This is a genomic window from Bradyrhizobium sp. AZCC 1721 (assembly GCF_036924715.1).
Classification (GTDB): Bacteria; Pseudomonadota; Alphaproteobacteria; order Rhizobiales; family Xanthobacteraceae; genus Bradyrhizobium.
In genome coordinates this window covers 1,471,669-1,496,899 of record NZ_JAZHSB010000001.1, presented here as the reverse complement: position 1 = coordinate 1,496,899, position 25,231 = coordinate 1,471,669, and the positions used below count along the sequence as shown (strand labels likewise).

Genomic DNA, 25,231 nt, shown 5'->3' with positions numbered 1-25,231 from the left:
GCTCTGCCCACAAATTGAAGCGCCCGTAAGACTCCGGATGTGGCTCTCAAATTAGACGAATCCTGTTGAAGCCGCCGTCCCCCCTCTTCACAATGAAGTATGAGTAATAGTTAGTGAGGGTTTCTTTAAAATGCCTTCTCTTCAGCAACGTATTGACGACTACTCTACCCTGTCCGCAAATCTTCTGACTGAACTCCGCGATTTGGAATTATTGCGCGAGTTGGTCCGGCAAGCGCATGTAGCGGCTGCGGTCCGTCGTCGAAGGTCCATGAAGGAAGCCCGCCAGCGTGAACCGGCGGGCCTTCAACAGCATCACGAAGACGCCTTCTCCGCTATGCGTTGAATGTCGTTGAAGATCGATCTTTCCGAAGCCATCCGCCGGTTTGTAGAGCTGGGGCTAAAGGCTAAGTCCAAAGGCTGACTCCACCTGTGCACTTTGGGGGTATGCCCCTTGCCCTCCACCGCTAGTTGCGGTTGGATGCTCCGGGCTGGGGAGAAAACGATGATCAGAACAATCTTATGTTTCTTGGGATGGCACTCGCCGACTAAAGACGGTGGGTCATGCAAGGTTTGCCGCTGCTACATCACAAAAGTCTCATGATGTAATTTCAGCGGACAGAGTCATGTGAGGAATCGATCTCGGGATACCGCGGCAGCTTCGCTGCTGCGGCATTGGAGCATTGATGCATATGGTCAATGCGCTCGTCATCCGCCGAAATACGCAACTGGCAAAGACCCAGAAGGCTCTTCGCGCGGCACAGTACGTTCGAATGTCGACTGATCTTCAGCGGTATTCGATCCAGAATCAGGCGGCCGCCATCGCGGCATACGCTCAGCAACGCAACCTCACCATCGTTCGGACGTACGTCGACGAAGGACGCAGCGGAGTGAGGATCAACGGGCGGGCGGGCCTGATCGAATTGATCGAAGATGTTCAATCAGGAAACGCGGACTTCGATCACGTGCTGGTTTACGACGTCAGCCGGTGGGGACGCTTCCAGGACGTCGATGAGAGCGCGCATTACGAGTTTGTCTGCAAGCGAAGCGGCGTCAAGGTTGCCTATTGCGCTGAACAGTTCGACAACGATGGAAGTCTCCTGTCGAGTATCGTCAAGAACATCAAACGTGTCATGGCGGCTGAGTATAGCCGAGAGCTTGGCGTCAAGGTGCACGCCGGTCACTGCCGGATAGCGGGCCTCGGCTATCGCGTTGGTGGCCCGCTCACGTTCGGACTCTACAGGGAGATGGTGGATGAGAAGCAGCGTTCGAAAGGCAGGCTGGCGAAGGGGGAATGCAAGGCCCTGAAAACGGACCGTGTGCGGCTCCGGCCAGGGTCTGAAGAAGAAGTCGCGGTCGTCAGATGGATATTTCAGCAATTCGTTGTCGAGCGAAAAACGAACATTGACATTGCAAGAAAGCTCAATCGAGCGAACATCGCCAATCAGCATGGCCGTCCTTGGACCGACATCATGGTCCATGCCATTCTCAAGAACGAGAACTATGTTGGCAATCTCGTCTACAACCGCACGTCTCGCCGTCTTGGGCAGAAGCTTACAAGAAATCCTCATCACATTTGGATTCGGAACACAGCGGCGGTGGAACCGATAGTTGACCGAAACCTCTTCGCACGTGCCCAGAAAATTATGGCCGAGCGGTACGTTGTTCTCTCCGAGGACGATATGTTGCGGCGGCTACGGCTCACGCTTGCTCGCAAGGGAAAGCTTAGCGACGGCATCATCCGCAATACGGCCGGACTTCCCTCTACCCAAAGTTACGTGAAGCACTTTGGCTCGATAAGAAAAGCCTATGCGCTCATTGGCTACAAAGCCTCACGCGACTGCGCTTGGTATGATGCGCGACAACATTGGTCCGATGTTCTCTCAAGCCTTGCAGCGCGGGTTGCTGAAGAATTGAGAAGCGATCTTGGCATTCAGGTGGACATAACAGATGGCCCAAGTCTGTCACTGAGCCGACGACGAAAGATCCGATTTCAGGTCGTTCGCCAGTTGGCCAAGAGGGGCGCAAAGCATGCCGCGCAATGGCGAGTCCACCGGCCGAAGCCCGATGACGAAGTGCTCGTTATCCCGCGATTAAATGCCCCCAATGTGGAGATTCAAGACTATGTGCTCGTGGCCGCGTCGGGCTGTCCGAGGTATCTAACGCTTTCCGACAGCTCTTTGGCCCGCCACAGGGCGGTTCGCGTTGAGACGGTGGACGAGCTGATTGCAGAGATCAAAGCGAGGTTCATATTGGCCAACCACGTCGCGCCAACCAAGCCAACGCTAAAGAACAAACGAAGGAAGCGAGACCGGCCCAAAACAAGGAACGGCCGCGCGCGGCGCTGACAGATCGCAGATAGAGATAAGCGCCGATCAGCCTGCCGTAATTTCTTCTGAAATCGCCGTTGAGCTTCGAGATCTCTATAAGCTCGGAAGATTGATCGGACATAAAGAAGCCTCCTGAAAATCAGCAGGCTCCCTATAAACAACTGATTTGCCCGACAAGTCAATTGTCATTTCTGATTTTCAGAAGCCGAAAAGCTTCTGGCGTGCAGCACTTCTCAAGTTGCGACACTCTGTTTAGGCCCGACATTCAAGGGCAGCTTGATGGTTTTGGCTTGCTGGCTGCCATCACGCTTGTATTCTGTTTGTTTCAATCCGCGCGTATGGCATTGCCAACGGGAATCGCGCTTTCGACTCCGAACGATGGTGGTTCCCGATCTACAAAGCCTTCGCGATGTAGGCTGCCGCGCGTGCCGATCTCATAGCCGCGCGGGAGGCAGAGGACCATGAGATCGCGGCGGCCGTTCAGGGAGAAACCGTCGGCTGCCAACTAAGCGATACGCGTAGACGCTCATGTCTTGTCCCGCGAAGAGGCCGGATTTCACCATAATTCGCACGTAGTAGAAATTTTTATCAATATTCGGTATCGATCCGGTTTCGCTGCATTTCCCTGCATCGGTCGCGATCTGAAACGAACCGTTGGACTGGACTGCGCACTTTGATGTTTCAGCTCCTGTTTCCTTCGATACTTCGATGAACTCAGCTGTCGCAATCCCCCTGAAAAATTGATCCAGACGCGCCGCCGCCTGTGTGTCTCGGGCTTCCGTAGGTTCGGGGGTCCCGCCGCCCTTATAGCTTATTTCGATATGGGTAACGGGACGACCTATCGAGGTGGGCCCCCCGCAATAGAGCGTGACAGTATTGCCAACCGTGGCGGTAACAGCACCAGCGGTGACAACAAGACCTGACGCGCTCACTGGTACGCAGCCTACAGCGCTTGTAGACCAGAGTGAATAGGCGTGCGCATAGGGATGAAAGCACATGCACGTTGCAGCAATGACAGCCACTCCCATCAAACGCCTCGACTGCATAATCCCCACCCTTGAGAACAAAGCCATAAGGCTCGTTAGGGATACTATCCGTGTCATGAGGACCTCCCGGTTGATCATCTCACCAGCGTCCTTTGTAAGTCACTCCTCGAATGAAGACGGTGAACAAGGTCCACTCATCAAAAAAGAGCCCCGCCTAAAACTATGGAACACGACAAGATCATTTGTTTAGATATCGAGACTGTCCCGGACCGCACGCTTATTCCCGAATGGGAGCGAGGGAAAGTTCCTGCCCAGCCTATCTGGCATCGGATCGAAATCGACGACGTGCGCGCTTACTTTTTGACCAGCACGATGGTCCAGTCGTCGATCGTGCCGGAGCCATCGGCCGCGACGGAGGTGGTGACGAGCGCGCCGGCCGGAATAGCTGTCAATCCGAAAAGAAGCATCGCATTGGCTGGATCGGACGTCTGGTAGCCCAGCACGTACTGGACGAGGTTGTCATCGACGTTCACCGACGGAATAGGAAGTCGATAGCATTTGGAAGAGTCTAGGAATGCGAAAATCAATCGCACGCAATTCACAATGCACACTGTAATTGCGAAGCAACCTTTTACAAGCGGCTACATCACCGCTGATGATACCAGCAAAGCGGGTCGGTGATGCCAACACATCAAGATGTTCGCCGCCAAGGACACCGGTGAAACCTGGTTCGTGGAAACGATCCAGAAGTCGTTGCCTTCGAATATCCGGTGCTAAGCCAATGACAGGCCGCGGCCGGACCATTGATGATTCTAATCGACCCGAGCTGGATAATCTCGAGCTATGTCCGTCGTACTGCCTTTTCTCTGATCGCTGAGGTAGTAGTGTGAAGCCGCGACCGCAAAGAGAAGGAGGACGCGATGAATTTCGCTCCCGTTCTGGCGGCACCACTGCTGTTAATTCTGATTGGCACGAGTTTTACTAGTTCATCAGCGCAGGCGCAGGTTATCAAACTTCTCCGTGAGTGTTGGACAGTTTTCCCGCTCAGTATTTTCGACGGCAAACCCTGGTTCGAGGCTCCATCGTGCCCGGCCGGGTGGGCTCCCAAATGCGCCAGGCAAGCTGGTGTGTGCGTCACCCAGTTAGGTGAACAAGCAGCCGTTTGCAGGGAATGGCAATGCGTGCGCGGGCCTGTTGACATAACAAAAGGCCCTCCCGTGATAAAGAAACCACGGGAAGAACTCCCTCGTCCCCCGTTTCCGTGTGAGCCTTTCAAGTGCCCCTTCCCGTGGTAAGGCCAGCACGGGAAGAACTCCCTCGTCCCCGTGTGGGCCTTTCAGCTGCCCTCTAGCACTAAGGGCCCCAGCTTGGGGCGTCGAAGCTGAGGCCCCTGGAGACCAGCCCTTCACCCACAAAGGGCCACCGCTGAAATCGCAGCAGCGGGCAGCCCGCTCTACAACAAAAGTTAACGCGCTGTGGCTGTCGACTGTACTCATAACCTGCGCCGCAGATTAGGCGATGAGGTCCGCTGTACCCCTGATAGCGGACCTCACCGGAGGTCCGAGTTGGGCCACAAGCGGTCATTCGATCACCTCGTCGGCGATGGCGAGGAGTGCCCGCGGCAGTTCAATCCCGAGCGCCTTGGCCGTCTTCAGATTGACGATGAACTCGAATTGGTGCCGATGCGCGGCAACATGGTGTCGCCGCCGTCTGGACCCAAGAGATCGCGGCCGTGTTCAAGGAACGCGATGTCATTTACCTTGCGGAAAACGACAAGCCGGGCGCAATAAAGCTGCCAGGGCGGGACAGGCGCTCACAGGCGTTGCCAGGAGCATTCGCATTGCGAGCTGCCGGTCTTCGGCCGAGCGATGTGGCCAGCGTGGATATTTCGTTGGGGCAGGATCGTGAGGTGTACCGTGTCGATCACTCCCTGGCTTTTCGAGCCGTTGTTGCCGCGTTCATTCCGGCTCGTGCTGATTGATCCGCCGTGGGAATTTCAAACCTACTCGCGTGCCGGACAAGGCAAGTCGGCTCAGGCACATTACACCGTGATGCCGCTCGACGCGATCAAGGCGCTTCCTGTCCGCGATCTCTGCCAGGATGACGCCATCGTGATGTGTTGGGCCACCATACCTATGCTGCCGGACGCGCTCGCCTGCCTTGAAGCGTGGCGTGTCAGGTATAAAAGTAACATCGTCTGGCGCAAGGTCACGAGGCGCGGGAAGCTGCGTATGGGTTGCGGATTTTGGACGCGATCAATGCACGAGCAGGTCCTGATCGGCACCATCGGAAAGCCGCCACTGATCACGTTTCCATCGATCTTTGACGGCATCGCGCGCCAGCACAGCCGCAAGCCGGATGAGCTTTATCAGATGATCGCGGATCGCACGCCGGGTTGGCGGCGCGCCGACATCTTCTCGCGTGAGACGCGCCACGGCTGGCACGCGTGGGGTAGCGAGGCTGGCAAGTACGATGCTGAGGTGCGCGGCGCCCCAATCCGTCAGGCTGGCATCAAGCAGCGCCAGGCGCAAAAGGAAACGATAGGCGAAAGCGATGCCCCAAAGCTGGATTGCGTTCCGGCTCCGAACATTGACGCCTTTCGGCGTCCAACCTTGACCCCGGTCGCGGCAATCTTTTTCGGACGCGGCCTCAGTCAGTTAATCGATCCATAGTGGGGTCAATATTGGACGCCAAAGGGGCAAACCAGACGCCGATCTACACCTTTGGATATGGCCACTACTTTTTCATGCCGACGAGAATCGAGCGCGCGTGGTCGCCGAAATCGACACGCAGCCGTACGAGCCTCTCCGAATGTGCCACGTCCTCGACAGCGAGAATGGTCCCGACGCGGACGTCGATCTTGTCGAGGTCAGAGATGGAGATGAGGGGTTTGATGTGCGCCGGATTCATGTTCCACTCTTTGCTGAGGCTCGGTCGATCGCGTCGAATTCGGTCTCACCCAAGCGCCAACCGAGTGCATCGAGATTGGTCCTGGCGTGATGAGGCTTGGTCGCGCCGGGGATGGGAATCACGTGACTGTCGCGCGCCAACAGCCAGTTCAGGGCGACCTGGCCGATGCTGGCGTCGTGCGCGCGGGCAATATCGGCGAGACACGTCAGCAGCGCTTTCGTGCCCATGCTGTCCGACGGCTGCGTGAGGCGGCCGGACGCAAGGGGAAAATACGCCACCAGTGCCACATCGAGCTCACGGCAGGCTTCGAGCACGCCATTCGTTTCCGCCGCTCGTCGGAGCAGGCTGTAGTTGACCTGATTGGCGGCGAGCGGAACGCCTGCCCTTGCGAGGTGATCGGCGATGCGGCGCATCTGGTCCGCATTGAAATTTGCCACGCCGACCGCGCGTGCCTTGCCGGACTTCACCGCTTCGACGAGGCCTTCGGCGAACACTCCCACGTCGATGAAGGGCAGCGGATAATGGACATAGTAGAGATCGATTGTCTTGAGGCCCAAGCGCGCGAGCGAACCGTCAAGCGCGCTTATCAGGCGTCGCGGAGAGGTTCGGCCCGGAAAGGGAAGAAACTTTGATGCTATCACCGCGCGGGTGGGACCGGCGCGCAGGCAGTCACCCACGATGCGCTCCGAGAAATAGATCTCAGCCGTGTCGATCATGCACGGGCCGGCATCATGAATGGTCCTGTAGATTTCCAACACGGCCCCACGATCGGCACGCCGCCACTTGTTCGTGCCGATGCCCAAGGGCAGCACATCGATGCCGGTTCGACCCATAGGGCGCGTATCATGATCTGCGGGCATCGCTGGACCTCTCACAAGGCGCCGTTGGCTGGCTGGTGTGATGACGCTGGCGTTTCAAGGTTACGCCATAGAGACTACGGCCGCATCAACTTCTGCGGCTACGTCCGTATCAGGACGACGCCAAGGATCAGGAAGGTTGCACCGGCAAGCCGGATCAGGCTCGCGGGGTGAACGGGAATGCCAGCAGACCGAGGCGGTCAGATGAGGCAGAATTGATGTCCGCTTGTCCCCCCCAATAGCGGGGCGTGGGTCCGGGTTGGGCCAAACCCGGGCATTCGGCACTCTCCGTTAGCACGGCCGATCTCGAGAACCGCTCGTTGAGTACGGGCCCTATAGTCCTCTTGAGCGATGGCCTACCAGTGCTCAGCCGCGCAGCAGCGGCGCTAGATCGGTGATCGCCTTGACGATTGTATCAACCTGGAATCCCAATTCCTCGGGAACCTCGACGGTACTGCGCTGAATCCAAAATGTCCGCAGTCCGGCCGACGCGGCGGCGACAGCGTCCCAGTTATTCGCCGAGACGAAGCCGAGTTCGGGGTTGCTTACCTTCATGCGCTCGGGCGCGAGGTTGTAGACGCGCGGGCTGACCTTGAAGATCTTCACCTCCTCGACGCTGATGATTTCGTCGAGCAGATCGCGGATGCCTGCGCTTTTCGCGGCCGCCTCGAGCATTCTGGGCTCACCGTTGGACAGGATCGCAAGCTTGATCCCCTGTTTCTTCAGTGCATCGAGGCCCGGCTTCACGTCCGGGAAGGCCGCGAGGCTCAAATAAGCATCCATCAGCTGTTTCTTCTTGTCGGCCGTCAGGTCGAGCTGGAGATTCTTGCTCGCCCAGACCAACCCGTCCTCGGTCAGGCCCCAGAAGTCGCGATGGCGGCCCATGAGGCTGCGCATTAGGCTGTATTGCAACTGCTTGAACCGCCAGATTTGCGCCAGCTGGTTGCCCTTGCCAGGGAACAACTGCTCGCACAACGCCGTAACTGAGAAGACGTCGAACAGTGTGCCGTAGGCATCAAATGCCAACGCCTTGATAGACTTGAACTGCCCGCTCATCTGGGCGGCGGCCGGTGTCGCCGTGCCCACCACTGCCGCCGTGGCACCGGCGAGTTTCATGAACTCTCTACGATCTCTCGACATTTTCGCCTCCTTGCGGATTGCCGTTACTCATGCTCTCAGAGGAAGGTCGATAGTCGTTGGCGGTGACTTTACCCAATCTTCCGAGTGAGCCGAACGCCGAGCGTGAGAGTCTGCCTGCTTGGCTCTCGGCGCAAGGCCGATCGGCAGCGATCCATTCGGTGGCGCGCTCAACCCCGCTAAATGTTTGCTCCGAGTCAACGAGTCCTTTTGGCCACGAGACTTCCGTTGTGATAGAGTCGAGGATGGGCGCGGTAGCTTGGGGGCCTTTGGCCATCGCCCCGTTTCCCATCCCCGCTCATCAAACCGGACGAGCCGATTTCCGGCATCCGGCTTTCCGACTGGCTTCACCGCAAGGCACACGACGGGGCCGCTCGGGGCAGGCGTTGGAGGCACACAACGCCGAGTTCTCGATGAATGACATCGAATGTAAATCGGCGATTGCCGCGCCCTTGCACCTTGTGCCTTCGCGCGAGGAACCTGCGCAATCGTTCAAAGACGTATTGATCGACGCTACGGTATGCCTTGCCCCGCGAGCCGTAGCCAAAGTAGTTGGACCAGCCGCGCAGTGATCTGTTCAGCTTGTCACGTACTTCCGGCCATGGATCGGTGTTGCTCGGCACCAGCAGATCGCCGACTCTTGTCTTGAACCGTTGCACACTCTTCTTGGACGGGCTTACACCCAGATACCACTTCCCGTTCGCCTCAAACCAATGGGCGCCGAACGAGTAGCCGAGGAAGTCGAAGCGTTCCTGTCGGGCGCTTCTCAGCGAAGTTTTCGCCTCGTTGATCGTCAACCCGAGCTTGGTCATCACCGCCTTCGTCCACGCTAAGGCCTCCGCCGCGCGACCGCGGCTGAGGATAACGAAGTCGTCGGCATAGGAGACGACGTGAGCCTGGAACGTGTCGCCGCAGCCAGTCAAACGCCAATGCTTCAGGAACCGGTTCATGTAGATGTTGGCCAGCAATGGACTTGCGACGCCGCCTTGCGGTGTGCCGCGCGTGTTTCGCTTGCCACCACTCATGTGCCGGGTGTCGTCCGCGTCCCGTTCCTCGATCGGCGCCCTCAGCCACATCTTGATGAGGCGCAGGACGTTTCGATCCGCGACACGCCGGGCTACTGACTTTGTCAGCTCGGAATGCGGGATCGTATCGAAGAACTTGGACAAATCAGCATCAACTACGTCAGCGTAGCCCCGGCATAAATGCCGGTGCACTTCCTTGACCGCGTCCACCGCCCCGCGAGCGGGCCGGTAGCCGTAGGCATTGTCCTCGAAGTCAGCCTCGAAGATGGGTTCGATCACGATCTTGGCGGCAGTCTGAATCACACGATCACGAATGGTTGGAATGCCGAGCGGACGCGTTCGCTTTGGGGATCATCACCCGCCGCACCGGATCAGGTCGGTACGTCTTCGAGACCAGTTCCGCGCGCAAGCCCGCCAACCATGCTTCCAGGCCCTGCTCCTCGATGCGAGAAAACGTCATCCCATCTACACCCGCTGCACCCGCATTGACGCGAGCGAGACGATAGGCGTGGAGCAGGATGTCCTCGCGACAGATCTTGTCGTAGAGCAGATAGAAGCGGAAAGTGGGCTCCGCCTTCGCCTTGCAGTAGAGCTTTCTCTGAAGGTTCCGGATCTTATCAGGCGTTGTCAGGCTCATCACCAATCACCTTCACCTCACCATCTTCAAAAGCGCACCAGAAGTCGGGGCCCTTTGCTCCACCGGCATTTCCCGGCATCAACGCTCCTATTGCCCCGTCCGACTCCCGCCGTGACCACCGCCTATTGCGATGCTGAGGCCGCTACCCTCGTCCGCGACGGGTCTCCCCCTGTAACTGCGAACCACCCTTCCGACGTGCCGTGCCCACTACCCCGGCGGATCGCGTGGGTGCGTGTGTCGATTACTTCCCCACGCGTGCGGCCTTCCCCAAATGACCGGAGGGTCGGCATCCGCATTCGAACTTTCGAGGCCTGCTCGGGCTTCACTTTGTTACGGCCCATCGAATCGCTCAGCAGCCCAAGGCCGCCTTCGTCGCAGGGCTCCGACCCAGCCAGTTACCCGGCCGAGCCGCCTGCCAGCTTCCGGACCAATCGACAATTATCCGGGTGAGACCCTCCCTCACTGGTAGCTCGCGCCCTTGGGGCGCACGGTCAATCGCGTCATTCTGACTGCCGGCAGATCACTTCCGGTCAACACCGATAAACAGACATCCTGGGCCTGCTTCGGCATGTCTCAAAGGTGCAACAGGCGACATTGAAGACTTGGCTCGGAGATCGCCAACAGACACTTCCATCTCTACGCCGCGTGGTTGTTGCCCCGCGTCTCCAGCTCCACCTCAGTTTACTGGACCGGCCCGGTTACTCGTTCACGCACAACTCGCCGCGAGCGTGTGAATCAAATCCGCCGCCCTGACGACCGATGCCGGTAAGAAAAATGAGCCGACCGGTGGAGTTGCTGAATCGATCGGTTCCCTTGACGATCTTATCCAGTTGGCTGAAGGCCGGCGACTCGGTTTCGTACACGCCCGCAGTGCTGATCGTGAATGTCCCCCCTTTTGCCGTGACTAGCACCGTTCCCGCGTAAGATTGCAGTGTTTTGGGCAACGAAGGCAGTCCTGCCGCTTCGGCCATTCCGTGCGCCGTGAAAAGCCACGTTGCGCCGCTTAGAGCGGGCTCGTTGCTCATGACTGTTCCGACAGTGCAAAGGTCGATCTGGCTTAAGCAACCTTCCTTGGTCGTCTGAAGCGCAATTGTAGCCTCGAAGTTTCGGCACTGCGCGTGCTGTTGTGCGAAGCCGCCGCTTGTCGAAAGCGCAAGGATCAGGGTTGAAAGAAAGGCAGTTTTCATCACGCCCTCCTGCTTATGTGCACTCTTACTGATGTGCACTCTACACCCGATCGAATGGGTAAACGAGAGCGTGCCCGCTGCCCGATCGAAAGTCCGTTCAGGGTCAGAAGCGACGGTTTGGCCCTCTGCCGATCACTTCCGGTCTACCCCAATAAGCAGACATTCTGAGAGCCCGTCGGCGTCAAAGACGCCTGGACATCGCGCGCGTGGCTCGACTGTGCGTGTGTCGCGAAGGTCGAGGTGCCCGCGACGTGGCTGACGAGCGCAGACCGGGAAAGATGCAAGCTCTTGAAGATCGCCGGTGGCTGCACGATAATCTGCCTGCTGGACGGCGCGTCGCTCCGCAGTCCGCGCGAGGATGCTGGAGGCATCTAGTAGAGGCCTTAGTTACCGATCTGCTCGGCCGCCTCACGTTCCGACCTCATGCGGCTGCTGCGCCTCAGCCCTGTCCGGATGCAAGAGCTCATTGTGACGTTGCAGCTTGGCACGCCGGCCGCAGCGTCGGCGGCCCCGCTTGGCGACCGTCGCGGCTACCGACCACCAGACGGCCCCTACACTTTAGGGCGAGCGGTGGATTTGAGAAGTCAGCCCATTGGTCGAGGGAGGATGTGCTATGAGAGCCTCGCCAGACTATTCGCGTCGTCGGTTCCTTCATGCCGGCGCGGCCGGCGCAGCAGCAACCGTTGTCGCCGCGGCGACAACGCCCGTTCGTGCGGCCGCCGAGGCGGGTACGCAACCGCCACCCCCGACCGCGACGGCGCCGCGGATTCTGCGCAAGCCACCGCTGCCTGAATTGGAGCGCATCGCCAAATCTTACAACTTGGCTCTCAGCCGCGACGATCTGACGTCGTTCCGCAACCTCATGGACGGTGTGCTCGCGTCGTACCGTCGATTGGACCAGTTCGCGGAGCCGACATTGGCGGTGAAGTACCCGCGGGACGCGGGGTTCCGTCCAGGTGCCTCGGACAATCGGCTCAACGCTTGGTACTGGAGGTGCTCGATCAAAGGCGCAACTTCGGGGCCTCTCGCGGGCAAGAAAATCGCCATCAAAGACAATGTGTGCGTTGCCGGCATCCCGATGATGAACGGTTCCAACGTGCTGGAGGGTTACGTCCCTGACGTGGACGCGACCATTGTGACCCGCATCCTCGACGCCGGTGGGGAGGTCGTCGGCAAGGCCGTGTGCGAGCATCTTTGCTTCTCGGGCGGTAGCCATACCTCCGACACTGGGCCCGTACTCAATCCGCACGATCCGAAGCGATCTGCCGGAGGCTCCTCCAGCGGCAGCGCGGCGCTCGTCGTCGCCGGCGAGTGCGACATGGCCATCGGGGGCGACCAGGGAGGGTCGATCCGAATTCCCAGCTCTTTCTGCGGAGCGGTTGGCCACAAGCCCACCCACGGGCTTGTGCCCTACACAGGTGTCTTCCCGATTGAATTAACACTTGATCATACCGGACCCATTGCCCGTACCGCCGGCGATGCCGCCCGGCTTCTCGAGGTGCTCGCCGGCGCCGATGGCCTCGACCCGCGCCAACCGGCGGGACTGCGCACGGAAGCGTATGGCAAGCAGCTCACCGGAGACGCCCGCGGCCTGCGGATCGGGATCGTTAAGGAGGGGTTTGGCTGGCCCAATTCCGAGCCCGATGTCGACACCATGGTACGCGAGGCGGCACAGCGCTTGACGCGAGCGGGGGGAGCCGTGAGCGAGGTATCGATCCCTCTCCACCGCGATGGCATCCATATTTGGAACGCTATCGCCGTCGAGGGCGCCACGGCGCTGATGGTCGCGGGCAACAGCATGGGAACCAACTGGAAAGGGCACTACACGACTTCGCTGCTGGACTTCTACGGCCGGAGCCGGCGGGTGCGCGCCAACGACCTTTCGGAGACCGTCAAACTCGTCGTCCTGCTCGGCCAGTACATGCAGGACAATTATCAGGGCCGCTACTACGCGAAGGCCCAAAACCTCGCGCGCGTGCTCCGCGCCGCCTACGATGAGCAACTCAAAGGCGTCGATCTCCTGCTCATGCCGACGTTACCTTTGAAGGCCACGCTACTCCCGGCCCCGGACGCGAGCCGCGAGGACTACGTTGCGCGGGCACTCGAGATGATTTCCAACACTTGCCCGTTCGACGTCACTGGCCATCCTGCGGCCACGGTTCCTGCAGGCATGTCGGCGGGGCTCCCTGTTGGGATGATGCTGATCGGACGCCACTGGGAGGACGGCACCGTGTTGCGTGCGGCTGACGCGTTCCAGATCGTCGGGTAGACGGCAGCAGCGAATTGCCGGCTAACGGCAACGCCGGCGTGCAAGGTTCGGAAACAGGGCCCGCGCGCTATCTGACGCGAGCCTCCCGTTTCGGGCTACGACGCAGGGACTGTCACAAATCGCCTCCGGCTACGCGTCCACTTTGTTGGCTTGAGCAAATGAGTTTGCGCGCCGAGCTTGTCCGCTTCTGTCTGCCTTGGTTCATGCGGCCACGGTTGCAATCGGACATTCAGATCGAGGATGCCCGTCGACAGGTGGCCCGCTTCGCGCAGCTCGTGCCGCGCGTACCGCGCGGGACCGAGCTGGTTGTAGTTGACGCCGGCGGCGTCAAAGCCGAGCGGATCGCGACGCCCCGCTCGCTTCCAAACCGATACGTCGTCCACCTTCACGGTGGCGCCTATCTGCTCGGCTTTCCGGCACTGTTTCGCGATTTTAACTGGCGCATCGCCGACGTGACCGGCGCGCGGGTGTTATGCATCGACTACCGGCTTGCGCCCGAGCATTCGTTTCCAGCGGCGGTCGAGGATGTGACGGCCGCCTATCGATGGCTCATCTCGCAGCGCGCCGAACCGCGTCACGTGGCGTTTGTCGGGGAGTCTTCCGGCGGCGGGCTTGCGCTGGCGAGCATGATGCGTTTGCGCGATGAGGGATCATCCTTGCCGGCCGCTGCCGTCGTGGTCTCGCCGTGGACCGATCTCGCCCTGACGGGCCAATCGGTCACCGATTACGGTTCTTCCGATCCGATGGTGCCGGTTGAGCTGATGCCGAAGGCGGTTGAGCTTTATCTCGGCAATACGGATCCGCGCTCGCCCTATGCCTCTCCACTCTATGGCGATCCGGTGGGCCTGCCGTCGACTCTGGTTCTTGCCGCCAGCGATGAGGCACTGCGCGATGATGCGGTGCGAATGGCCAAGCGCTTGCGAGCAGCCGGCTGCGATGTCGAACTCGAGTTGTGGCCGCGCATGTTCCACGTCTGGCATATGTTCGCGCGCATCCTGCCAGAAGCACGTGCAGCGATCGAGCGCATCGGTGCCTTCTTGCAGCCTAGGCTGTGACATTGATCGGCGAGCGGCCGACGTCAGGTTCGGATCAGCAGCGGCGGTCGGGGTTATGAGTAGGCAAGTCCGATCTACCCGTGGCAGCAGACCTACGCGGCATCTCGTGCCTCTTCGGCTCGGGGCCAAGAGCCGAACTTCACTGCTTAGGCGGTGGGCGCAATGACGAGTGATGATGGGCTATGACCCAGTCGTTACCCTCTTTGACAAGAACCATTGTGAAGCGTGCTGGCTCTGGCACGAGTTTGCCCTCGCGGTTGCGCATGAAATCGTTGAAGCCGACTGCCAGTATGGTTGTGGGATTGATCAGCCTCAGCTGCTTCTCCACGAACTCGACCTTGTTGCCGGTGCCGACGACCACGGTAAAGTATTGCGCAATTGCCTCACGCCCCAACGTTAGATCTCTGCTCCTGGTGCCATGTAGGATCGCGTCGGTCGCATACAGCTTAGCGACGGCGACATTATCGTTGGCGTCGTAAGCAGCTTTCCAGCGGGCAAACAAAGCGTCCGCTTCCTCCTCGGGACCTGCGAACACCTGAGTTGGAGCCATCGCCAACAGCGCCACCAACAAGACTCGTCCGAATGCGAGCATGGCTTCCTCCCGATGTCATCAGAGAACGGTTGGCTTCCGATTATGTCATTCACGCCCCGTCGTAAGCAACACCTCACGCTCCGGCGACTTCCGAGTTGGGTCACAAGCGGCGGTAGGAAGCGGTGCGATGAGAGGTCCGGTCTAGCCGTCACAGCGGACGTGCGGGAGACTTCGAGCTCCTTCAGCTCAGGGCCATTTGGCGACATACGAAAAAGACGGCCAACTGAGGCGGCCTTTTCACTGCACTAGCGGTAGCCGTTGCATTTTGTCTCTTCAGGCATGGCCGATCATGTCACGCATTCCGACTGTCACTTCCCTGGCATTGAGCGGCTTGCTGAAAAATCTGCTGCGGGGCGGAAGATCGAGGTCAGACAGGTTCAATTGCCCCGATACCACGATGATTTCAATTGTCGGCCAACGATCATGCACGGCATGGGCAAGCCCTATGCCGTCCATTTGGCCAGGCATCTAGATGTCGGTGCACATCAGCACGACGTCGGACCTGGATTTCAGGACGGCGACGGCCCCGGCGGCGTCCATCGCCTCGAGTGGCATGTATCCCGCGGCTTCCACGATGTCGATCGCACGCATGCGGAGCATCATCTCGTCCTCGACAACGAGAACTACGGCGGGAATGCATGGATGATCAGGGGTCATCATAGGGCGCTCGCGGGGACGGCCATCGACTGGAACAGGCGGTCGACCTGGGACAAGCATCTCGTTGTCTATATGATCCCCCGTTGGCTCAACAATGACGCAATAAAGTCGCCGCCAACCGAATAAGCTCGCAGCAAGCGGAATGCGCCCACCGCCAGCGGTAGCCGGCTCGTGGGATGGGTTTCACGCCAACGCTGCCGTCATACCGCCGGCCCGTCGCGCTTGCCGGAGAGAAGTTCGTGAATCTCGACGGCATTCCGAAGGATTGTTGCTTTGTGAATCGCCTCGGTGCGCTCATCCCCCGGCGGCATCCCGCGAGCCTCGTCGAGGGCGATCACCGCCCCTGCGTCCAGATCGCAGGCAAGCGCCGATCGGGTTTGTTTGCTCGGAGACGGCCGGTCCTGCGGCGTAACCGCGCTACGCCGGATCACCATTGAATAACCATCGCAGCGGCGACCAGCAGCACTAGAAAGATCGGCATCAATACCGGGGGTACCAACCACTCACGAAGATTGAATGGGGGGAATTTTGGCATATGACCGCCCTTTTGGTTGAGGCGGGAGCGCAACGCTCTCCGTCACCGATAGTAGCCTGGGAGGCGCGCGGTGATGTCTTGCATATAGGGACGATCTGCCCAATAGCGAGGAGAATCGCAGTTTGTTTTCTGGGGCCGGCTGGCAAGGCTTGTAATGCGGCATTGAGCAGCCATCTGAATCCCAGCGCCATCGTATTGCTTCAGCATCGCCCTTACGGCAGCGCGAAGCTTAGCCTACGCCAAATCTCGTCAACGACATTGACCAAACGCACGTCGCTTCGATGGGCGGGTCTCGAGGCCATTGAATCAGGCCTCGACAGAGGTCGTGAGAGAGTTGGTGAGACGCGGCGGCTGATAATCTGAACGGTGGCAACCCATGATCGAATTTCCAAATCATAGCCGTTCATATGACCAAACCCGGCGAGCCGTGCGGTTTTGGGGACACGATAGCGCGCTGGAAGCGTCATTCTTCATCGACGAAGGCGCATTGAGGCGAATTCAACCAGATGCCCGCCCCGACGAGTCCGGCTTACTGGACGCGTTCGATTGCAACCGTGATGTGATATGCGCGGCGGCTGCGAAGGTTTACGTCCGTGGCAGCCGCGGCTCTTACGATCTGGTCGCCGCAAATTTCTGAAACGAAACACTTACGACCTTCTGACTAGAGACCAAGAACGTGCTGTACAGCATCACGACAAGGGTCTACCGTTGAACGACAAGGTACAGTTGTTCGCCTTGAAGCTGTCCATGAAGCGGTGACGTCCGAAGTCGCGCTCGTCCTCGTAGCGGCAGCTTGCGTGCCATCGGAAGGCGCAATCTCAATAGGCTGAATGTTTTTGCCAAGCGCGGACGCAAGCGGCGTCCTGCGGCTGCGAACGCGCTCGTGCGCGCAAACAACAACAAAGGAGACCATCATGAGAATGCCCGACATTTTGCAAGGTGAGGCGCGGACCCGTTTTCTCCAGGGTATCGCGTTCGGCGCTGTTGCGGCGATGGCGATCGGATTCATGTGGGGCGGCTGGGTCACCGGCGGCACTGCCAAGACCATGAGCGCCACGGCAGAGAACAACGGCCGGATGTCTGTCCTGGTCCCGATCTGCGTCGCGCAGTTCACGGCGGCCGATGGCGCCGTCGCCAAGTTCAAGGCGGCGGGCCCCTATTCAAAGGACAACGTCATCAGCGAATACGTCAAGACCGTTGCCTCCACGAGCATGGACTATTCATTCGCCAGGGCCTGCGCAGCCGGCGTGGAAGCCGAGCTCTCCAAGACGGCCACAAAGAGCTGAGCGGCCGGTTCGCCAAGACACGGATTGCAGCGAAATGAGCGGTCAGAGATCCGGACGGCGTTCCTGTCTTGTCTATGGCTTGCTGGCCGTCATCCTGTTCGGCGGTTATGTGCTGGTCAGTGATCTGCAAAACGACAACTCCGCAACCATTGCGCCGACCCTGTCACTCAATCGCTGACAAGGCGCGCGGGCTGGTTTGGGCAGTCGGTATCCTGGGGCGTCAGAGAGTATATCCGGCAGGAGTGCATCTTTCCGATAGCTGGTCGGGGGCGCCCCCGTGAGCGACATATCCCGGATCTGTTGTCGATGCCGTCGGAAGACATGCTTGCTGACGCCAAGTGGAAAAATGTGAGTTGGCGGTTGGGGACCAAGGCAGGGCTCGAACCTGGGACCCGCTGATTAAGAGTCAGCGGATCTTCTGCTTTACTTATGGTTTGGACTGGAACTACGAAAAGGGAGTGACACAACCTAGGCAGCCCCAAGCTGAGAATGAGTATCGTCACCTTCAGCTGACGAACCCACTGGGCTGGCCGTAGCTAAATTCCGGATCCTGAGCAATGCACAGCGGGTCGGTGACAGCCAGCCACTGCAAGATCGAACTCCCAGCGTTTTGGGATCGCCGGCCGGCTTCGGAGTGCTCGCCGACCAGCCTGATTAGGCAGGCAAAGAAGGACTGCGCCGTTGCGAGCTCCTCCTCCGCACAACTGTCACTTACGACCTCGGCGAAGAGCTCGATCGCGACTTTTCTGACAACTTTCGGCTCATAGGTGATCGCGATCGCGGTCAGCTCTGTCAGCATCACCGACGGCATCATCTCCACAGACGAAAGCAGCTTGTTGATGAAGCCGATATGACCGGCCCGCCACGCGCGCCACATTCTGTCGTCGTATGGAGCTTTGAAATTCGTCGCCGGCATCGCGCTGACGCGGCGCTGATCTAGCTCGATCGCCGCGCCGAACCCTTTCAGAAGGTCCTGGATGTCTGCGTGCGTCAATGTCTCGGTCATTCCGGATCCGTCCTTTCTATGCTTGTTGCTTGCCTTGCTTTCCGTTTGTCGCTTTCTTGCGCGCACCGGATCGAGCATTAGCTACGCGGCGAGCTTGCGCCACGCATGACGAAAAGGATTGTCATCGTCGCGTGGCGTATCATGGTCGTCGGCGATTGGGCTATGCATGACAGTATGTGGTCTTCGCGTACAGCAGCCATCTCTGCCTCCGCAATTCCTCGACAGGGGATACTCGGCCATTTGCGTCCCTTATTCGCTTGCATCCGATCTGGTTTGCGCTTCGACGTGCCCACCCCAATATTGGCGTGAATGAAGGCGTGATCAAAGGAAAATAGTTTTGGTCAAAATTACTAAATGTGGAAAGCCAAATTCCGCCGTCAGGTCAGGAAGCTAGTCGTACCGAGTTGCCATCATTGGAGTGGGTATGACCGCGAAAACAGTCGTCAAACGAAAGAGCGAGACCAAGCAAGCGTTCCTAGAAGGAGACGCTTCCTTATAATCACGCAGGCGACAGACCACCCGCTTTGAATGGGAGGGCTGAGAGAACGGTGCAACACGCTTTTGCCGCACCCAGGGAAGCACACGAGTTTTCGCGGCGCGTCGGCAGTCACAACGGGCAGCTTCATCACGAACTCGAACGAAGTCTCGATCTCATGAGGCTCGCAATGTCGCTCGCTGGTTTCTCTGTCACCACCGTGCCCAAGCGGATCGGCGCTATCTTCGTCCGCGACCAATTCTTAAGTTGAGCACCGACACGATCCGCTTGCGTTGCAACGGTAGATCCAAACAGGGTACGGCTGAAGCACGGTCAGAGCGCGCAAGAATGGCGGTCAAGCCGACGCCTTTTAACCAATCGCCTGCATTTTTTTCGGTTGAAGATTCAATCACATCAAAAAACGAATCCTTGCGCGTAGGCAGGTTTGAGCCGTTGCCGGTTTGCGTTCCTCCTTCTGCCAGCCCAAATCAATGCAACCATCAACAAACTGGAGTGTCTTGAATGAGCGCTGAAGAGAATTTGATCACGAATGTCTTGGCTGGGATAATGACCATGAGCATAGCTTGCGGTTCGACATCGGAGATCGTCACCGCGTGCCTTGCGCTTGGACGCTTCGAAGATCTGCCAGAGCCCTATCAGGCAAAGCGCGATGCCTGGGAACGTCTCGACATGCGTCAGCGCACCATCGTCCGGAAATATAATTCAACGTTTCGCGGTCAGCAGTGGGACGGACCGAGCGTGTACGGCTCTGGGCACTATTGATCGCCGGCACACGCTTCCAAACAATCCAACCCAGTTAGAGGAAAGAGAACGATGGTTGAAACTCATAAGAATCGGATCAAGTCGATCAAGCCGATCGCTTGGCTCGGTCCAGATGTTTATCTGGTCGAGTCAGACGAGGGCCTGAGCGCGTTAGTCAGGCAGGATCATCACGGTTGGCATGCATGGTCGTCACCCGACAAGGTGTACGAAGGTGGCGCACTCGTGGCCGGCGACAAGGCTGATCTGTTGGAGGCAGCCGGCAACGCGCTGGCGCTGGCGAACACGCCAATCGAGCTGCAGCATCTGGAACGTCAGCGTCTCAACGCCAGAAAGGGTGCCGCGAAACGGTGGAAACTCTACATTGAGCGTGGGGTCAGCGGCACCGGTGCGATCGGCACCGAGTCGACTGGCGAGAATTTCATCGTGGGGCTGGCCAGCACACTGCTTCCGTGCGGGATGCCGGCGCTGTCGCTGCTGGATCGTTTCACGATTCGCGAAATCGAAGCGATCCACGACGCTATGCAAGAGATGGGGATGGATGGCTGGAACTACCCGCTGATCGCGCGGCACAGTGAGAACATATCTACGACGAAGCCGTGACTACATCACCAGTATGATGGCCGGACGGACACGCCCGGCCTCCCTGCGATCGGCTTCGTGGATCGTCACCGCGCCGCGCGTATCATTCCAAGAAAGTCGCTACTTCTCTGTCGCATTTGGAGAGAGCACCATCGCGTTTCAGGTTCTTTCCCTTGCGCCCTCATCGTGACGTGGCGGGGTTATGCCGCAAATCAGTTCTTGAGGCCGCGGTACCTAACGCCGACGCCTTGCAGACCTTCGAACAGGAATTCGATGCCGTGCTTCTCTAGGGCGACCCGCAACTTTTCCATCGTGCGTTCGGAGCCGGGCTCCTCCGAGTTTTCAAGGCGGATAAGCGTTCTCCGTGCAATGCCGGCTTCGTCCGCCAACTCTTCTTGGGATAGGCCAATCCATGCGCGAGCTGCGCGAATTTGGAACACGTTAACCATAATTTGTCACTTCAGGTGACAAATTGGGTCGGTCATGAGATGATCTTTCTACAGACAACGAAAGGACCTTCCTGTGACCTCCATCGATACCGCCCCGCTCGTATCTCCCGCCGCGATTGCCCGAGCTTCTCACGCCGTGATCGCCAACGCCATGGCCGGCGACTTCCCGATCGATCCGGTAATCGGGGCGGATCTTTCCAAGTCCTTTTCGATCATCAATAGCGTCGTGAAGCGTCATGGCTTGTTGATCCAGCGGACCCTCGGCGACGCGCTCGCCGCGAGCGGTCGCTTCGAGATCCTGACAGAGGTGCCGCTGCCGATTACTGAGGCTGCGCAAGATCTGTTGACCTCGCAGAACTCCGACCGCGATCTGGCCAAGATCAAGTTGAAGGCCGATTCGAAGACGAGCCGCATGGTGACGCTCGATCTGATCGTTGTCGATACTGAAAGTGGTTGGGCCGGCGCCTACGACGTCAAGCGCGGCAATGGTGCCACTGAGTCCCGCAAGCGCCGTCCCATCGAACACGACTTACGCGCCTCGCGCCTGGTCCTGGCGTCATTCCTGGCCAAATGTGGCTACGACGGCATCCGCTCCGTGACCAGTGCCGTGATCGACTATTACGGCGCCTCGGGCTTCAGCAAGGAGATGAGGCTGACAAGGGAAGAACTCGATGGGCATTTCGGCGTGCCGGTACTCGACACCATCGATGCCATGACGGCCGAGTTGCAGCGCGCGCTGCACGCCGAAATGGGCAACCTGCTGATGCCGGCGCTGACGAACCTGTCTCACGCCGCAAATCAGGCACTCGGCGCGGACGTCACCGTTCCGCCCTTGGTGGCGGCGACCGCCGAGGCGGAGATTCGCGAAAGCGCGATCGGCCGGGTGCTGAATGCTCGCCCGACCGGGCCAGGGCCGTGGCGCGCGCGCATGACCTAGCACCGCACCACAATTAATCAAATCAACCGAGCCGGTATCCCAACGGATGCCAACGCGCCCTTCGGCGCGAACGGAGAAGGTATGTGCCATGAGTAAGATCACCAAGCAGAGAAAGTTGAGCGAGACCGCGTCGATGTTCGCCGCCAAGGAGCCTCTGCCGGACGAATTGTGGAGGACACTACCCGCCGGGCGCTTCAACGAGGCTCGCAAGCTCGAGGTCGCCGGCCACATCGGCATGTTCATGTCCACCATCAAGCAATATCGGCCGGCAATCGCGGGCGACGCCGCCTGCGCCGCAGGAATCGCGCTGCGCATGGCGGTCCCTGACGAGATCGACTACCCGACGGACGCCAGGATGACCCTGCTGTTGCACAGCGCACTCATGGGCAGCGCCGGCGCCGCGCTCGTGATGGCGCATATGCTCCGCAAAATGCCGCTCGACCACAAGCTTAAGAACCGCCTGGCGAAGTCGTGGCTGAGTCGAAACCAGAGTCGTTCGCGTAGCGAGGTCACCTCGCAGAGCCGCGTATGCCCGTGTCAGGCGAAGGTTGAGGCGTTCAACGAGGGACGTCCGGCATGAGAGTCCAGATCTTCTCCGACCTCCATCTCGACGTGCATCCGATCAAGCCGATCACCATCATGCCCGGCGTCGATCTCGTGATCGTCGCCGGCGACACCTGTGAAGGCGTACTGCGCGCCTTCGAACACCTGCGCCGGATTGTGCCAATGCATATTCCCATCGTGATGGTGCTCGGGAATCACGAATTTTACCGCCGATTCATCCCCGACGAACTGGCGCTGGCGCGTTCTCAGGCTCGTGCATTCAATATCCACGTGATGTCTGACGACACCGTTGTGCTCGGCGGCGCCGTCCGCTTCGTCGGCGCGACGCTCTGGACTGACTACCGAATCTTCGGTGAAGCCAACCAGGCCGCGGTGATGAACGCCTGCGCCAACGGCATGAACGATCATCGCCTGATCGGGTGGCAGAAGCGGCCCTGGTTGCGATTCAGGCCGCAGGAGGCGGCGCTGCTGCACCATCAGTCGAGGACGTATCTCGAAGATATCCTGGCAACTCCGTTCGACGGTCCCACCGTAGTGATTACTCACCACGCCGTTCATTGGCAAGCCGTTCATCCGAAGTTCCGCAGCGATCCGGTCACCGGGGCATTCGTTTCAGACCAATCCGCGTTGATAGGGCGCTATCAGCCGAGATTGTGGGTGCATGGCCACGTTCACAACTCGTCCGATTATCGCGTCGGCGAGACGAGGATCCTGTGTAATCCGCACGGATACGGGTCAGAAAACGCCTCCTTCAACGGTGCCCTGGTGGTGGAGGTGGGCGCGTGAAGGCTTTCACTTTCCCTCCTGCGCTTCCTCCCTGCTCTGCTCATGCTCTGCGTTGTTGAGAGTTGCCCATGCTTACCGCCCGATTCCCTTTCCTCGATCCTGCCCAGATCGCGCCCGATCTGGCCCGCCGACTGCGCATCTTGGCCGACGACTGCGAGCGCCTCGAACTCGGCCGCTCGGTCTCACCCATGCTGCTACAGAAGGCTCCATTGCTCGAAAACTGGTTCCCAACGGTGACGCCGCTGGGCGTGCAGTTGGTCGGACACGTTACCGGCCACCCTCTGCGCGGCGATCGCCCCATCGCCACCTCGCCCGTTTGGTTTGCCGACCCTGGCGGCACATGGGTCCGTACCCTGTCCCGCTACTATCGGCTGGGCCCGCCTCTCCACAACGATGATGTCCACCGCATGCTGACGCGGATCATGGTCTTCGCCGACGCGGGCGACGGTTCGGAGGACGAGTCATGAGCGCGAGCGACGACGCAGATAACCTCGACCTGCCCGCGGTCGAGCCCGATGCCGTCTCCACGGGAGCGGCAGCGGATTCGGCTGACTGGGACGAACGCCTCAAAGGCCTGCCCAGGCTTCTGCGCTATGCCATGCTGGTCATCGACAACGCCGGTCATGTCGAGCCGCGGCTGATTGCCGAGATCAACGAGCTCTGCCCAAATTTGCCGCTCAACGCGGAGTGGGCCGCGGCGCTCACTGTGGACGCGGGCCTTGCGCTCGCCGCCGAGCTCGATCGTCGTGCCGCCACGGAGAATGACCCGAATTTGCGCAGTGTCGCCGATTGCGTCCGGCTGTTGAGCCTGCCGATGCCGCGGGGTGCCTCGTTTTTCGAGGAACATCGCCGCGTGGCAAAGGCGCTGCTTCTGGCGTTCAACAAGATCGTCCATGACAGCGATGAGCAGCTCCGCAGCGACGTTGAGCGATTTGCCTTCGGCTGGGCGGCGCTGCCCGCCTGCAGCCACATGATGGTGAGACACGAATCGGCTGCCGTGAACGCGGCCCTCCTGGGCTCGCGCATGGCGGAGCATCGCATCGCAGCCATGCAGGCGACCGCCAGGCGAAGACAGGAGGAAGAGCGGCAGGCCAGAGAAGAGGCGGAGAAAGAAGAAGCGGCCGAGACCCTGCATCAGGTCTCATCTTCGGCCGAAGCGGTGCCTGATCATCACCTCGTAGTCGCCCGCCTGAGTAGCGAGGAGATGAAGAACGTCAAGCTTAGGGAGATACTCGGACCGCTAAAGAGCGTCATCAACGTGCCCTTGCCGCTAGTCGAGGTGCCGCCGCTGCATCAGGTACGTAATGCGCTGCTATTCGAATTCCCATATGCCACGGAGGTCATCGATTTCGCGCTCGCCGACCTCGTGGGCCGCTTCACGGTTCGGCTACGCCCGCTGCTGTTGGTCGGCGATCCCGGCGGCGGCAAAACCCGATTTGCTCGTCGCCTCGGAGAGGCGCTTGGCCTGAACGTTTGGCGTGAGGACGCGTCCCGCGCCGACGGGGCTGTATTCGGGGGAACCGACCGGCGCTGGTACTCGGCCGAGCCGAGCCACCCGTTTCTCGCCATCGCCGCAGGCAAGATCGCCAACCCACTTGTGCTGATCGATGAATTGGAGAAGGCCGGCACGCGCAGCGACTATGGACGGCTCTGGGACTGCCTGCTGGGCTTCCTAGAACCCGAAACCAATTCCCGCTACCCGGATCCCGCGCTGCAGACGAATCTCGATCTGTCGCATGTCTCCTTTGTGGCGACGGCCAACCGCCTCGATCCGCTCCCGAGTCCGATCCGCGACAGGTTTCGTGTCGTCACCTTTCCGAAGCCGAGCGTGGACGATCTGGATGCGCTCTTGCCGGCGGTGATTGCTGATCTCGCCAAAGAGCGCGGTTTGGACGGAAGCTGGGTACTGCCTCTCGACGGTGCCCAACATGCCGCGGTCGCGCGGCACTGGCGCGGAGGCTCGGTGCGCCGCCTCCGTCGGATCGTCGAAGCCATCCTGCGCGAACGCGACCTTCGCGCCACGAGGAACTGACCATGACGCACGATCCAGCCGAGCAGCCGAAACCGACACCGCCACACAGCGTATCGCCGCTACCGCGGCCAACGCGATTGCCGGGGATAACGTCGCGGCACCGCCCAGGCATCGCCGGAAATGCGGATACAATCACGCCTCACCACCACAGGACCGATAC

General features: G+C 59.7%; 28 protein-coding genes and 1 pseudogene. 16 read left to right on the top strand and 13 right to left on the bottom strand.

Annotation, left to right across the window (positions count from 1 at the left end; genetic code table 11):
- The first annotated feature begins 683 nt into the window (after positions 1 to 683).
- The gene (locus V1273_RS07305; protein ID WP_334409171.1) at positions 684 to 2,345 is read left to right on the top strand and encodes a recombinase family protein; all 1,662 of its coding nucleotides are present in this window, start codon (positions 684 to 686) and stop codon (positions 2,343 to 2,345) included.
- A gap of 1,321 nt (positions 2,346 to 3,666) precedes the next feature.
- Here V1273_RS07305 and V1273_RS07300 read toward each other — a convergent pair.
- Positions 3,667 to 3,846 carry a hypothetical protein gene (locus V1273_RS07300; protein ID WP_334366934.1) on the bottom strand — a complete coding sequence of 60 codons (180 nt, stop codon included), beginning with the start codon at positions 3,844 to 3,846 and terminating at the stop codon, positions 3,667 to 3,669.
- 1,199 nt (positions 3,847 to 5,045) lie between these two features.
- Here V1273_RS07300 and V1273_RS07295 point away from each other — a divergent pair.
- Positions 5,046 to 5,294 (top strand): hypothetical protein, encoded by a 249-nt coding sequence (locus V1273_RS07295; RefSeq protein ID WP_334369293.1) that lies wholly within the window; start codon positions 5,046 to 5,048, stop codon positions 5,292 to 5,294.
- Complete coding sequence (locus V1273_RS07290) at positions 5,263 to 5,985, top strand: MT-A70 family methyltransferase (protein WP_334409170.1); 723 nt, start codon at positions 5,263 to 5,265, stop codon at positions 5,983 to 5,985. The genes V1273_RS07295 and V1273_RS07290 overlap by 32 nt, the downstream gene beginning before the upstream one ends.
- Before the next feature lie 64 nt (positions 5,986 to 6,049).
- Here the strand turns inward: V1273_RS07290 and V1273_RS07285 are convergent, their stop codons facing one another.
- From V1273_RS07285 to V1273_RS07260, 6 genes are all read right to left on the bottom strand, one after another.
- Complete coding sequence (locus V1273_RS07285) at positions 6,050 to 6,223, bottom strand: tRNA-binding protein (protein ID WP_035726484.1); 174 nt, start codon at positions 6,221 to 6,223, stop codon at positions 6,050 to 6,052.
- Positions 6,220 to 7,083, bottom strand: a complete 864-nt coding sequence (locus V1273_RS07280) for an aldo/keto reductase (protein WP_334366932.1) — start codon at positions 7,081 to 7,083, stop codon at positions 6,220 to 6,222. The genes V1273_RS07285 and V1273_RS07280 overlap by 4 nt, the downstream gene beginning before the upstream one ends.
- A gap of 363 nt (positions 7,084 to 7,446) precedes the next feature.
- Positions 7,447 to 8,220 carry a haloacid dehalogenase type II gene (locus V1273_RS07275; protein ID WP_334409169.1) on the bottom strand — a complete coding sequence of 258 codons (774 nt, stop codon included), beginning with the start codon at positions 8,218 to 8,220 and terminating at the stop codon, positions 7,447 to 7,449.
- Positions 8,221 to 8,564: 344 nt separating this feature from the next.
- A complete protein-coding gene (locus V1273_RS07270) occupies positions 8,565 to 9,545 on the bottom strand; it encodes a reverse transcriptase domain-containing protein (protein WP_334409167.1) in 981 nt (326 codons plus the stop codon).
- Positions 9,546 to 9,549: 4 nt separating this feature from the next.
- Positions 9,550 to 9,879, bottom strand: coding sequence for a hypothetical protein (locus V1273_RS07265; RefSeq protein WP_334409166.1), 330 nt, complete (start codon positions 9,877 to 9,879; stop codon positions 9,550 to 9,552).
- 698 nt (positions 9,880 to 10,577) lie between these two features.
- The gene (locus tag V1273_RS07260) at positions 10,578 to 11,066 is read right to left on the bottom strand and encodes a hypothetical protein (protein WP_334409165.1); all 489 of its coding nucleotides are present in this window, start codon (positions 11,064 to 11,066) and stop codon (positions 10,578 to 10,580) included.
- Between the two features lie 613 nt (positions 11,067 to 11,679).
- Between V1273_RS07260 and V1273_RS07255 the strand changes: the two genes are divergently transcribed.
- Positions 11,680 to 13,335 (top strand): amidase, encoded by a 1,656-nt coding sequence (locus V1273_RS07255; protein WP_334366924.1) that lies wholly within the window; start codon positions 11,680 to 11,682, stop codon positions 13,333 to 13,335.
- Between the two features lie 254 nt (positions 13,336 to 13,589).
- Positions 13,590 to 14,390, top strand: coding sequence for an alpha/beta hydrolase (locus V1273_RS07250; RefSeq protein ID WP_334409164.1), 801 nt, complete (start codon positions 13,590 to 13,592; stop codon positions 14,388 to 14,390).
- Between the two features lie 139 nt (positions 14,391 to 14,529).
- Here the strand turns inward: V1273_RS07250 and V1273_RS07245 are convergent, their stop codons facing one another.
- The 4 genes from V1273_RS07245 to V1273_RS07230 all read right to left on the bottom strand — a co-directional run bounded on the left by V1273_RS07245 (position 14,530) and on the right by V1273_RS07230 (position 16,073).
- The gene (locus V1273_RS07245; RefSeq protein WP_334366922.1) at positions 14,530 to 14,982 is read right to left on the bottom strand and encodes an SgcJ/EcaC family oxidoreductase; all 453 of its coding nucleotides are present in this window, start codon (positions 14,980 to 14,982) and stop codon (positions 14,530 to 14,532) included.
- A gap of 273 nt (positions 14,983 to 15,255) precedes the next feature.
- Positions 15,256 to 15,438 (bottom strand): hypothetical protein, encoded by a 183-nt coding sequence (locus V1273_RS07240; RefSeq protein WP_334366921.1) that lies wholly within the window; start codon positions 15,436 to 15,438, stop codon positions 15,256 to 15,258.
- A 12-nt stretch (positions 15,439 to 15,450) separates the two neighbouring features.
- Complete coding sequence (locus V1273_RS07235; RefSeq protein ID WP_334409163.1) at positions 15,451 to 15,639, bottom strand: hypothetical protein; 189 nt, start codon at positions 15,637 to 15,639, stop codon at positions 15,451 to 15,453.
- Positions 15,640 to 15,839: 200 nt separating this feature from the next.
- Positions 15,840 to 16,073, bottom strand: a complete 234-nt coding sequence (locus V1273_RS07230; protein ID WP_334366919.1) for a hypothetical protein — start codon at positions 16,071 to 16,073, stop codon at positions 15,840 to 15,842.
- A 477-nt stretch (positions 16,074 to 16,550) separates the two neighbouring features.
- Between V1273_RS07230 and V1273_RS07225 the strand changes: the two genes are divergently transcribed.
- From V1273_RS07225 to V1273_RS07210, 4 genes and pseudogenes are all read left to right on the top strand, one after another.
- A complete protein-coding gene (locus V1273_RS07225; RefSeq protein WP_213288566.1) occupies positions 16,551 to 16,811 on the top strand; it encodes a DUF1488 domain-containing protein in 261 nt (86 codons plus the stop codon).
- A gap of 277 nt (positions 16,812 to 17,088) precedes the next feature.
- A complete protein-coding gene (locus tag V1273_RS07220; RefSeq protein ID WP_334409161.1) occupies positions 17,089 to 17,460 on the top strand; it encodes a hypothetical protein in 372 nt (123 codons plus the stop codon).
- A gap of 34 nt (positions 17,461 to 17,494) precedes the next feature.
- Positions 17,495 to 17,638, top strand: a complete 144-nt coding sequence (locus V1273_RS07215) for a hypothetical protein (protein ID WP_334412318.1) — start codon at positions 17,495 to 17,497, stop codon at positions 17,636 to 17,638.
- 4 nt (positions 17,639 to 17,642) lie between these two features.
- Positions 17,643 to 17,844, top strand: a pseudogene (locus tag V1273_RS07210) (transposase); the annotation flags it as partial.
- Between the two features lie 121 nt (positions 17,845 to 17,965).
- Here the strand turns inward: V1273_RS07210 and V1273_RS07205 are convergent.
- Entirely contained in the window at positions 17,966 to 18,466 is a 501-nt protein-coding gene (locus tag V1273_RS07205; RefSeq protein WP_334366916.1) for a hypothetical protein, read from the bottom strand.
- 997 nt (positions 18,467 to 19,463) lie between these two features.
- On the opposite strand from V1273_RS07205, the gene V1273_RS07200 reads away from it, so the two are divergent.
- Positions 19,464 to 19,724, top strand: a complete 261-nt coding sequence (locus tag V1273_RS07200; protein ID WP_334366915.1) for a hypothetical protein — start codon at positions 19,464 to 19,466, stop codon at positions 19,722 to 19,724.
- Between the two features lie 51 nt (positions 19,725 to 19,775).
- Complete coding sequence (locus tag V1273_RS07195; protein ID WP_334366914.1) at positions 19,776 to 20,324, top strand: hypothetical protein; 549 nt, start codon at positions 19,776 to 19,778, stop codon at positions 20,322 to 20,324.
- Between the two features lie 191 nt (positions 20,325 to 20,515).
- Here V1273_RS07195 and V1273_RS07190 read toward each other — a convergent pair whose 3' ends face one another.
- Entirely contained in the window at positions 20,516 to 20,752 is a 237-nt protein-coding gene (locus tag V1273_RS07190; protein WP_334366913.1) for a helix-turn-helix transcriptional regulator, read from the bottom strand.
- 73 nt (positions 20,753 to 20,825) lie between these two features.
- Here V1273_RS07190 and V1273_RS07185 point away from each other — a divergent pair, with 73 nt between their 5' ends.
- From V1273_RS07185 to V1273_RS07165, 5 genes are all read left to right on the top strand, one after another.
- Positions 20,826 to 21,689, top strand: coding sequence for a hypothetical protein (locus V1273_RS07185; RefSeq protein WP_334366912.1), 864 nt, complete (start codon positions 20,826 to 20,828; stop codon positions 21,687 to 21,689).
- Positions 21,690 to 21,804: 115 nt separating this feature from the next.
- Entirely contained in the window at positions 21,805 to 22,269 is a 465-nt protein-coding gene (locus V1273_RS07180) for a hypothetical protein (protein ID WP_334366911.1), read from the top strand.
- Complete coding sequence (locus V1273_RS07175; protein WP_334366910.1) at positions 22,266 to 23,039, top strand: metallophosphoesterase; 774 nt, start codon at positions 22,266 to 22,268, stop codon at positions 23,037 to 23,039. Before V1273_RS07180 ends, V1273_RS07175 begins: the two co-directional genes overlap by 4 nt.
- A 68-nt stretch (positions 23,040 to 23,107) precedes the next feature.
- The gene (locus V1273_RS07170; protein WP_334366909.1) at positions 23,108 to 23,506 is read left to right on the top strand and encodes a DUF6634 family protein; all 399 of its coding nucleotides are present in this window, start codon (positions 23,108 to 23,110) and stop codon (positions 23,504 to 23,506) included.
- Positions 23,503 to 25,071, top strand: a complete 1,569-nt coding sequence (locus V1273_RS07165; RefSeq protein WP_334366908.1) for an AAA family ATPase — start codon at positions 23,503 to 23,505, stop codon at positions 25,069 to 25,071. Before V1273_RS07170 ends, V1273_RS07165 begins: the two co-directional genes overlap by 4 nt.
- Positions 25,072 to 25,231 lie beyond the last annotated feature (160 nt).

Coding starts and splice junctions, on each gene's coding strand:
- V1273_RS07305 (WP_334409171.1), top strand. CDS start 684: ATGCATATGGTCAATGCGCTCGTCATCCGCCGAAATACGCAACTGGCA.
- V1273_RS07285 (WP_035726484.1), bottom strand. CDS start 6,223: ATGAATCCGGCGCACATCAAACCCCTCATCTCCATCTCTGACCTCGAC.
- V1273_RS07280 (WP_334366932.1), bottom strand. CDS start 7,083: ATGCCCGCAGATCATGATACGCGCCCTATGGGTCGAACCGGCATCGAT.
- V1273_RS07275 (WP_334409169.1), bottom strand. CDS start 8,220: ATGTCGAGAGATCGTAGAGAGTTCATGAAACTCGCCGGTGCCACGGCG.
- V1273_RS07265 (WP_334409166.1), bottom strand. CDS start 9,879: ATGAGCCTGACAACGCCTGATAAGATCCGGAACCTTCAGAGAAAGCTC.
- V1273_RS07260 (WP_334409165.1), bottom strand. CDS start 11,066: ATGAAAACTGCCTTTCTTTCAACCCTGATCCTTGCGCTTTCGACAAGC.
- V1273_RS07255 (WP_334366924.1), top strand. CDS start 11,680: ATGAGAGCCTCGCCAGACTATTCGCGTCGTCGGTTCCTTCATGCCGGC.
- V1273_RS07245 (WP_334366922.1), bottom strand. CDS start 14,982: ATGCTCGCATTCGGACGAGTCTTGTTGGTGGCGCTGTTGGCGATGGCT.
- V1273_RS07240 (WP_334366921.1), bottom strand. CDS start 15,438: ATGGACGGCATAGGGCTTGCCCATGCCGTGCATGATCGTTGGCCGACA.
- V1273_RS07235 (WP_334409163.1), bottom strand. CDS start 15,639: ATGACCCCTGATCATCCATGCATTCCCGCCGTAGTTCTCGTTGTCGAG.
- V1273_RS07230 (WP_334366919.1), bottom strand. CDS start 16,073: ATGGTGATCCGGCGTAGCGCGGTTACGCCGCAGGACCGGCCGTCTCCG.
- V1273_RS07225 (WP_213288566.1), top strand. CDS start 16,551: ATGATCGAATTTCCAAATCATAGCCGTTCATATGACCAAACCCGGCGA.
- V1273_RS07220 (WP_334409161.1), top strand. CDS start 17,089: ATGAGAATGCCCGACATTTTGCAAGGTGAGGCGCGGACCCGTTTTCTC.
- V1273_RS07215 (WP_334412318.1), top strand. CDS start 17,495: ATGAGCGGTCAGAGATCCGGACGGCGTTCCTGTCTTGTCTATGGCTTG.
- V1273_RS07205 (WP_334366916.1), bottom strand. CDS start 18,466: ATGACCGAGACATTGACGCACGCAGACATCCAGGACCTTCTGAAAGGG.
- V1273_RS07200 (WP_334366915.1), top strand. CDS start 19,464: ATGAGCGCTGAAGAGAATTTGATCACGAATGTCTTGGCTGGGATAATG.
- V1273_RS07195 (WP_334366914.1), top strand. CDS start 19,776: ATGGTTGAAACTCATAAGAATCGGATCAAGTCGATCAAGCCGATCGCT.
- V1273_RS07190 (WP_334366913.1), bottom strand. CDS start 20,752: ATGGTTAACGTGTTCCAAATTCGCGCAGCTCGCGCATGGATTGGCCTA.
- V1273_RS07175 (WP_334366910.1), top strand. CDS start 22,266: ATGAGAGTCCAGATCTTCTCCGACCTCCATCTCGACGTGCATCCGATC.
- V1273_RS07170 (WP_334366909.1), top strand. CDS start 23,108: ATGCTTACCGCCCGATTCCCTTTCCTCGATCCTGCCCAGATCGCGCCC.
- V1273_RS07165 (WP_334366908.1), top strand. CDS start 23,503: ATGAGCGCGAGCGACGACGCAGATAACCTCGACCTGCCCGCGGTCGAG.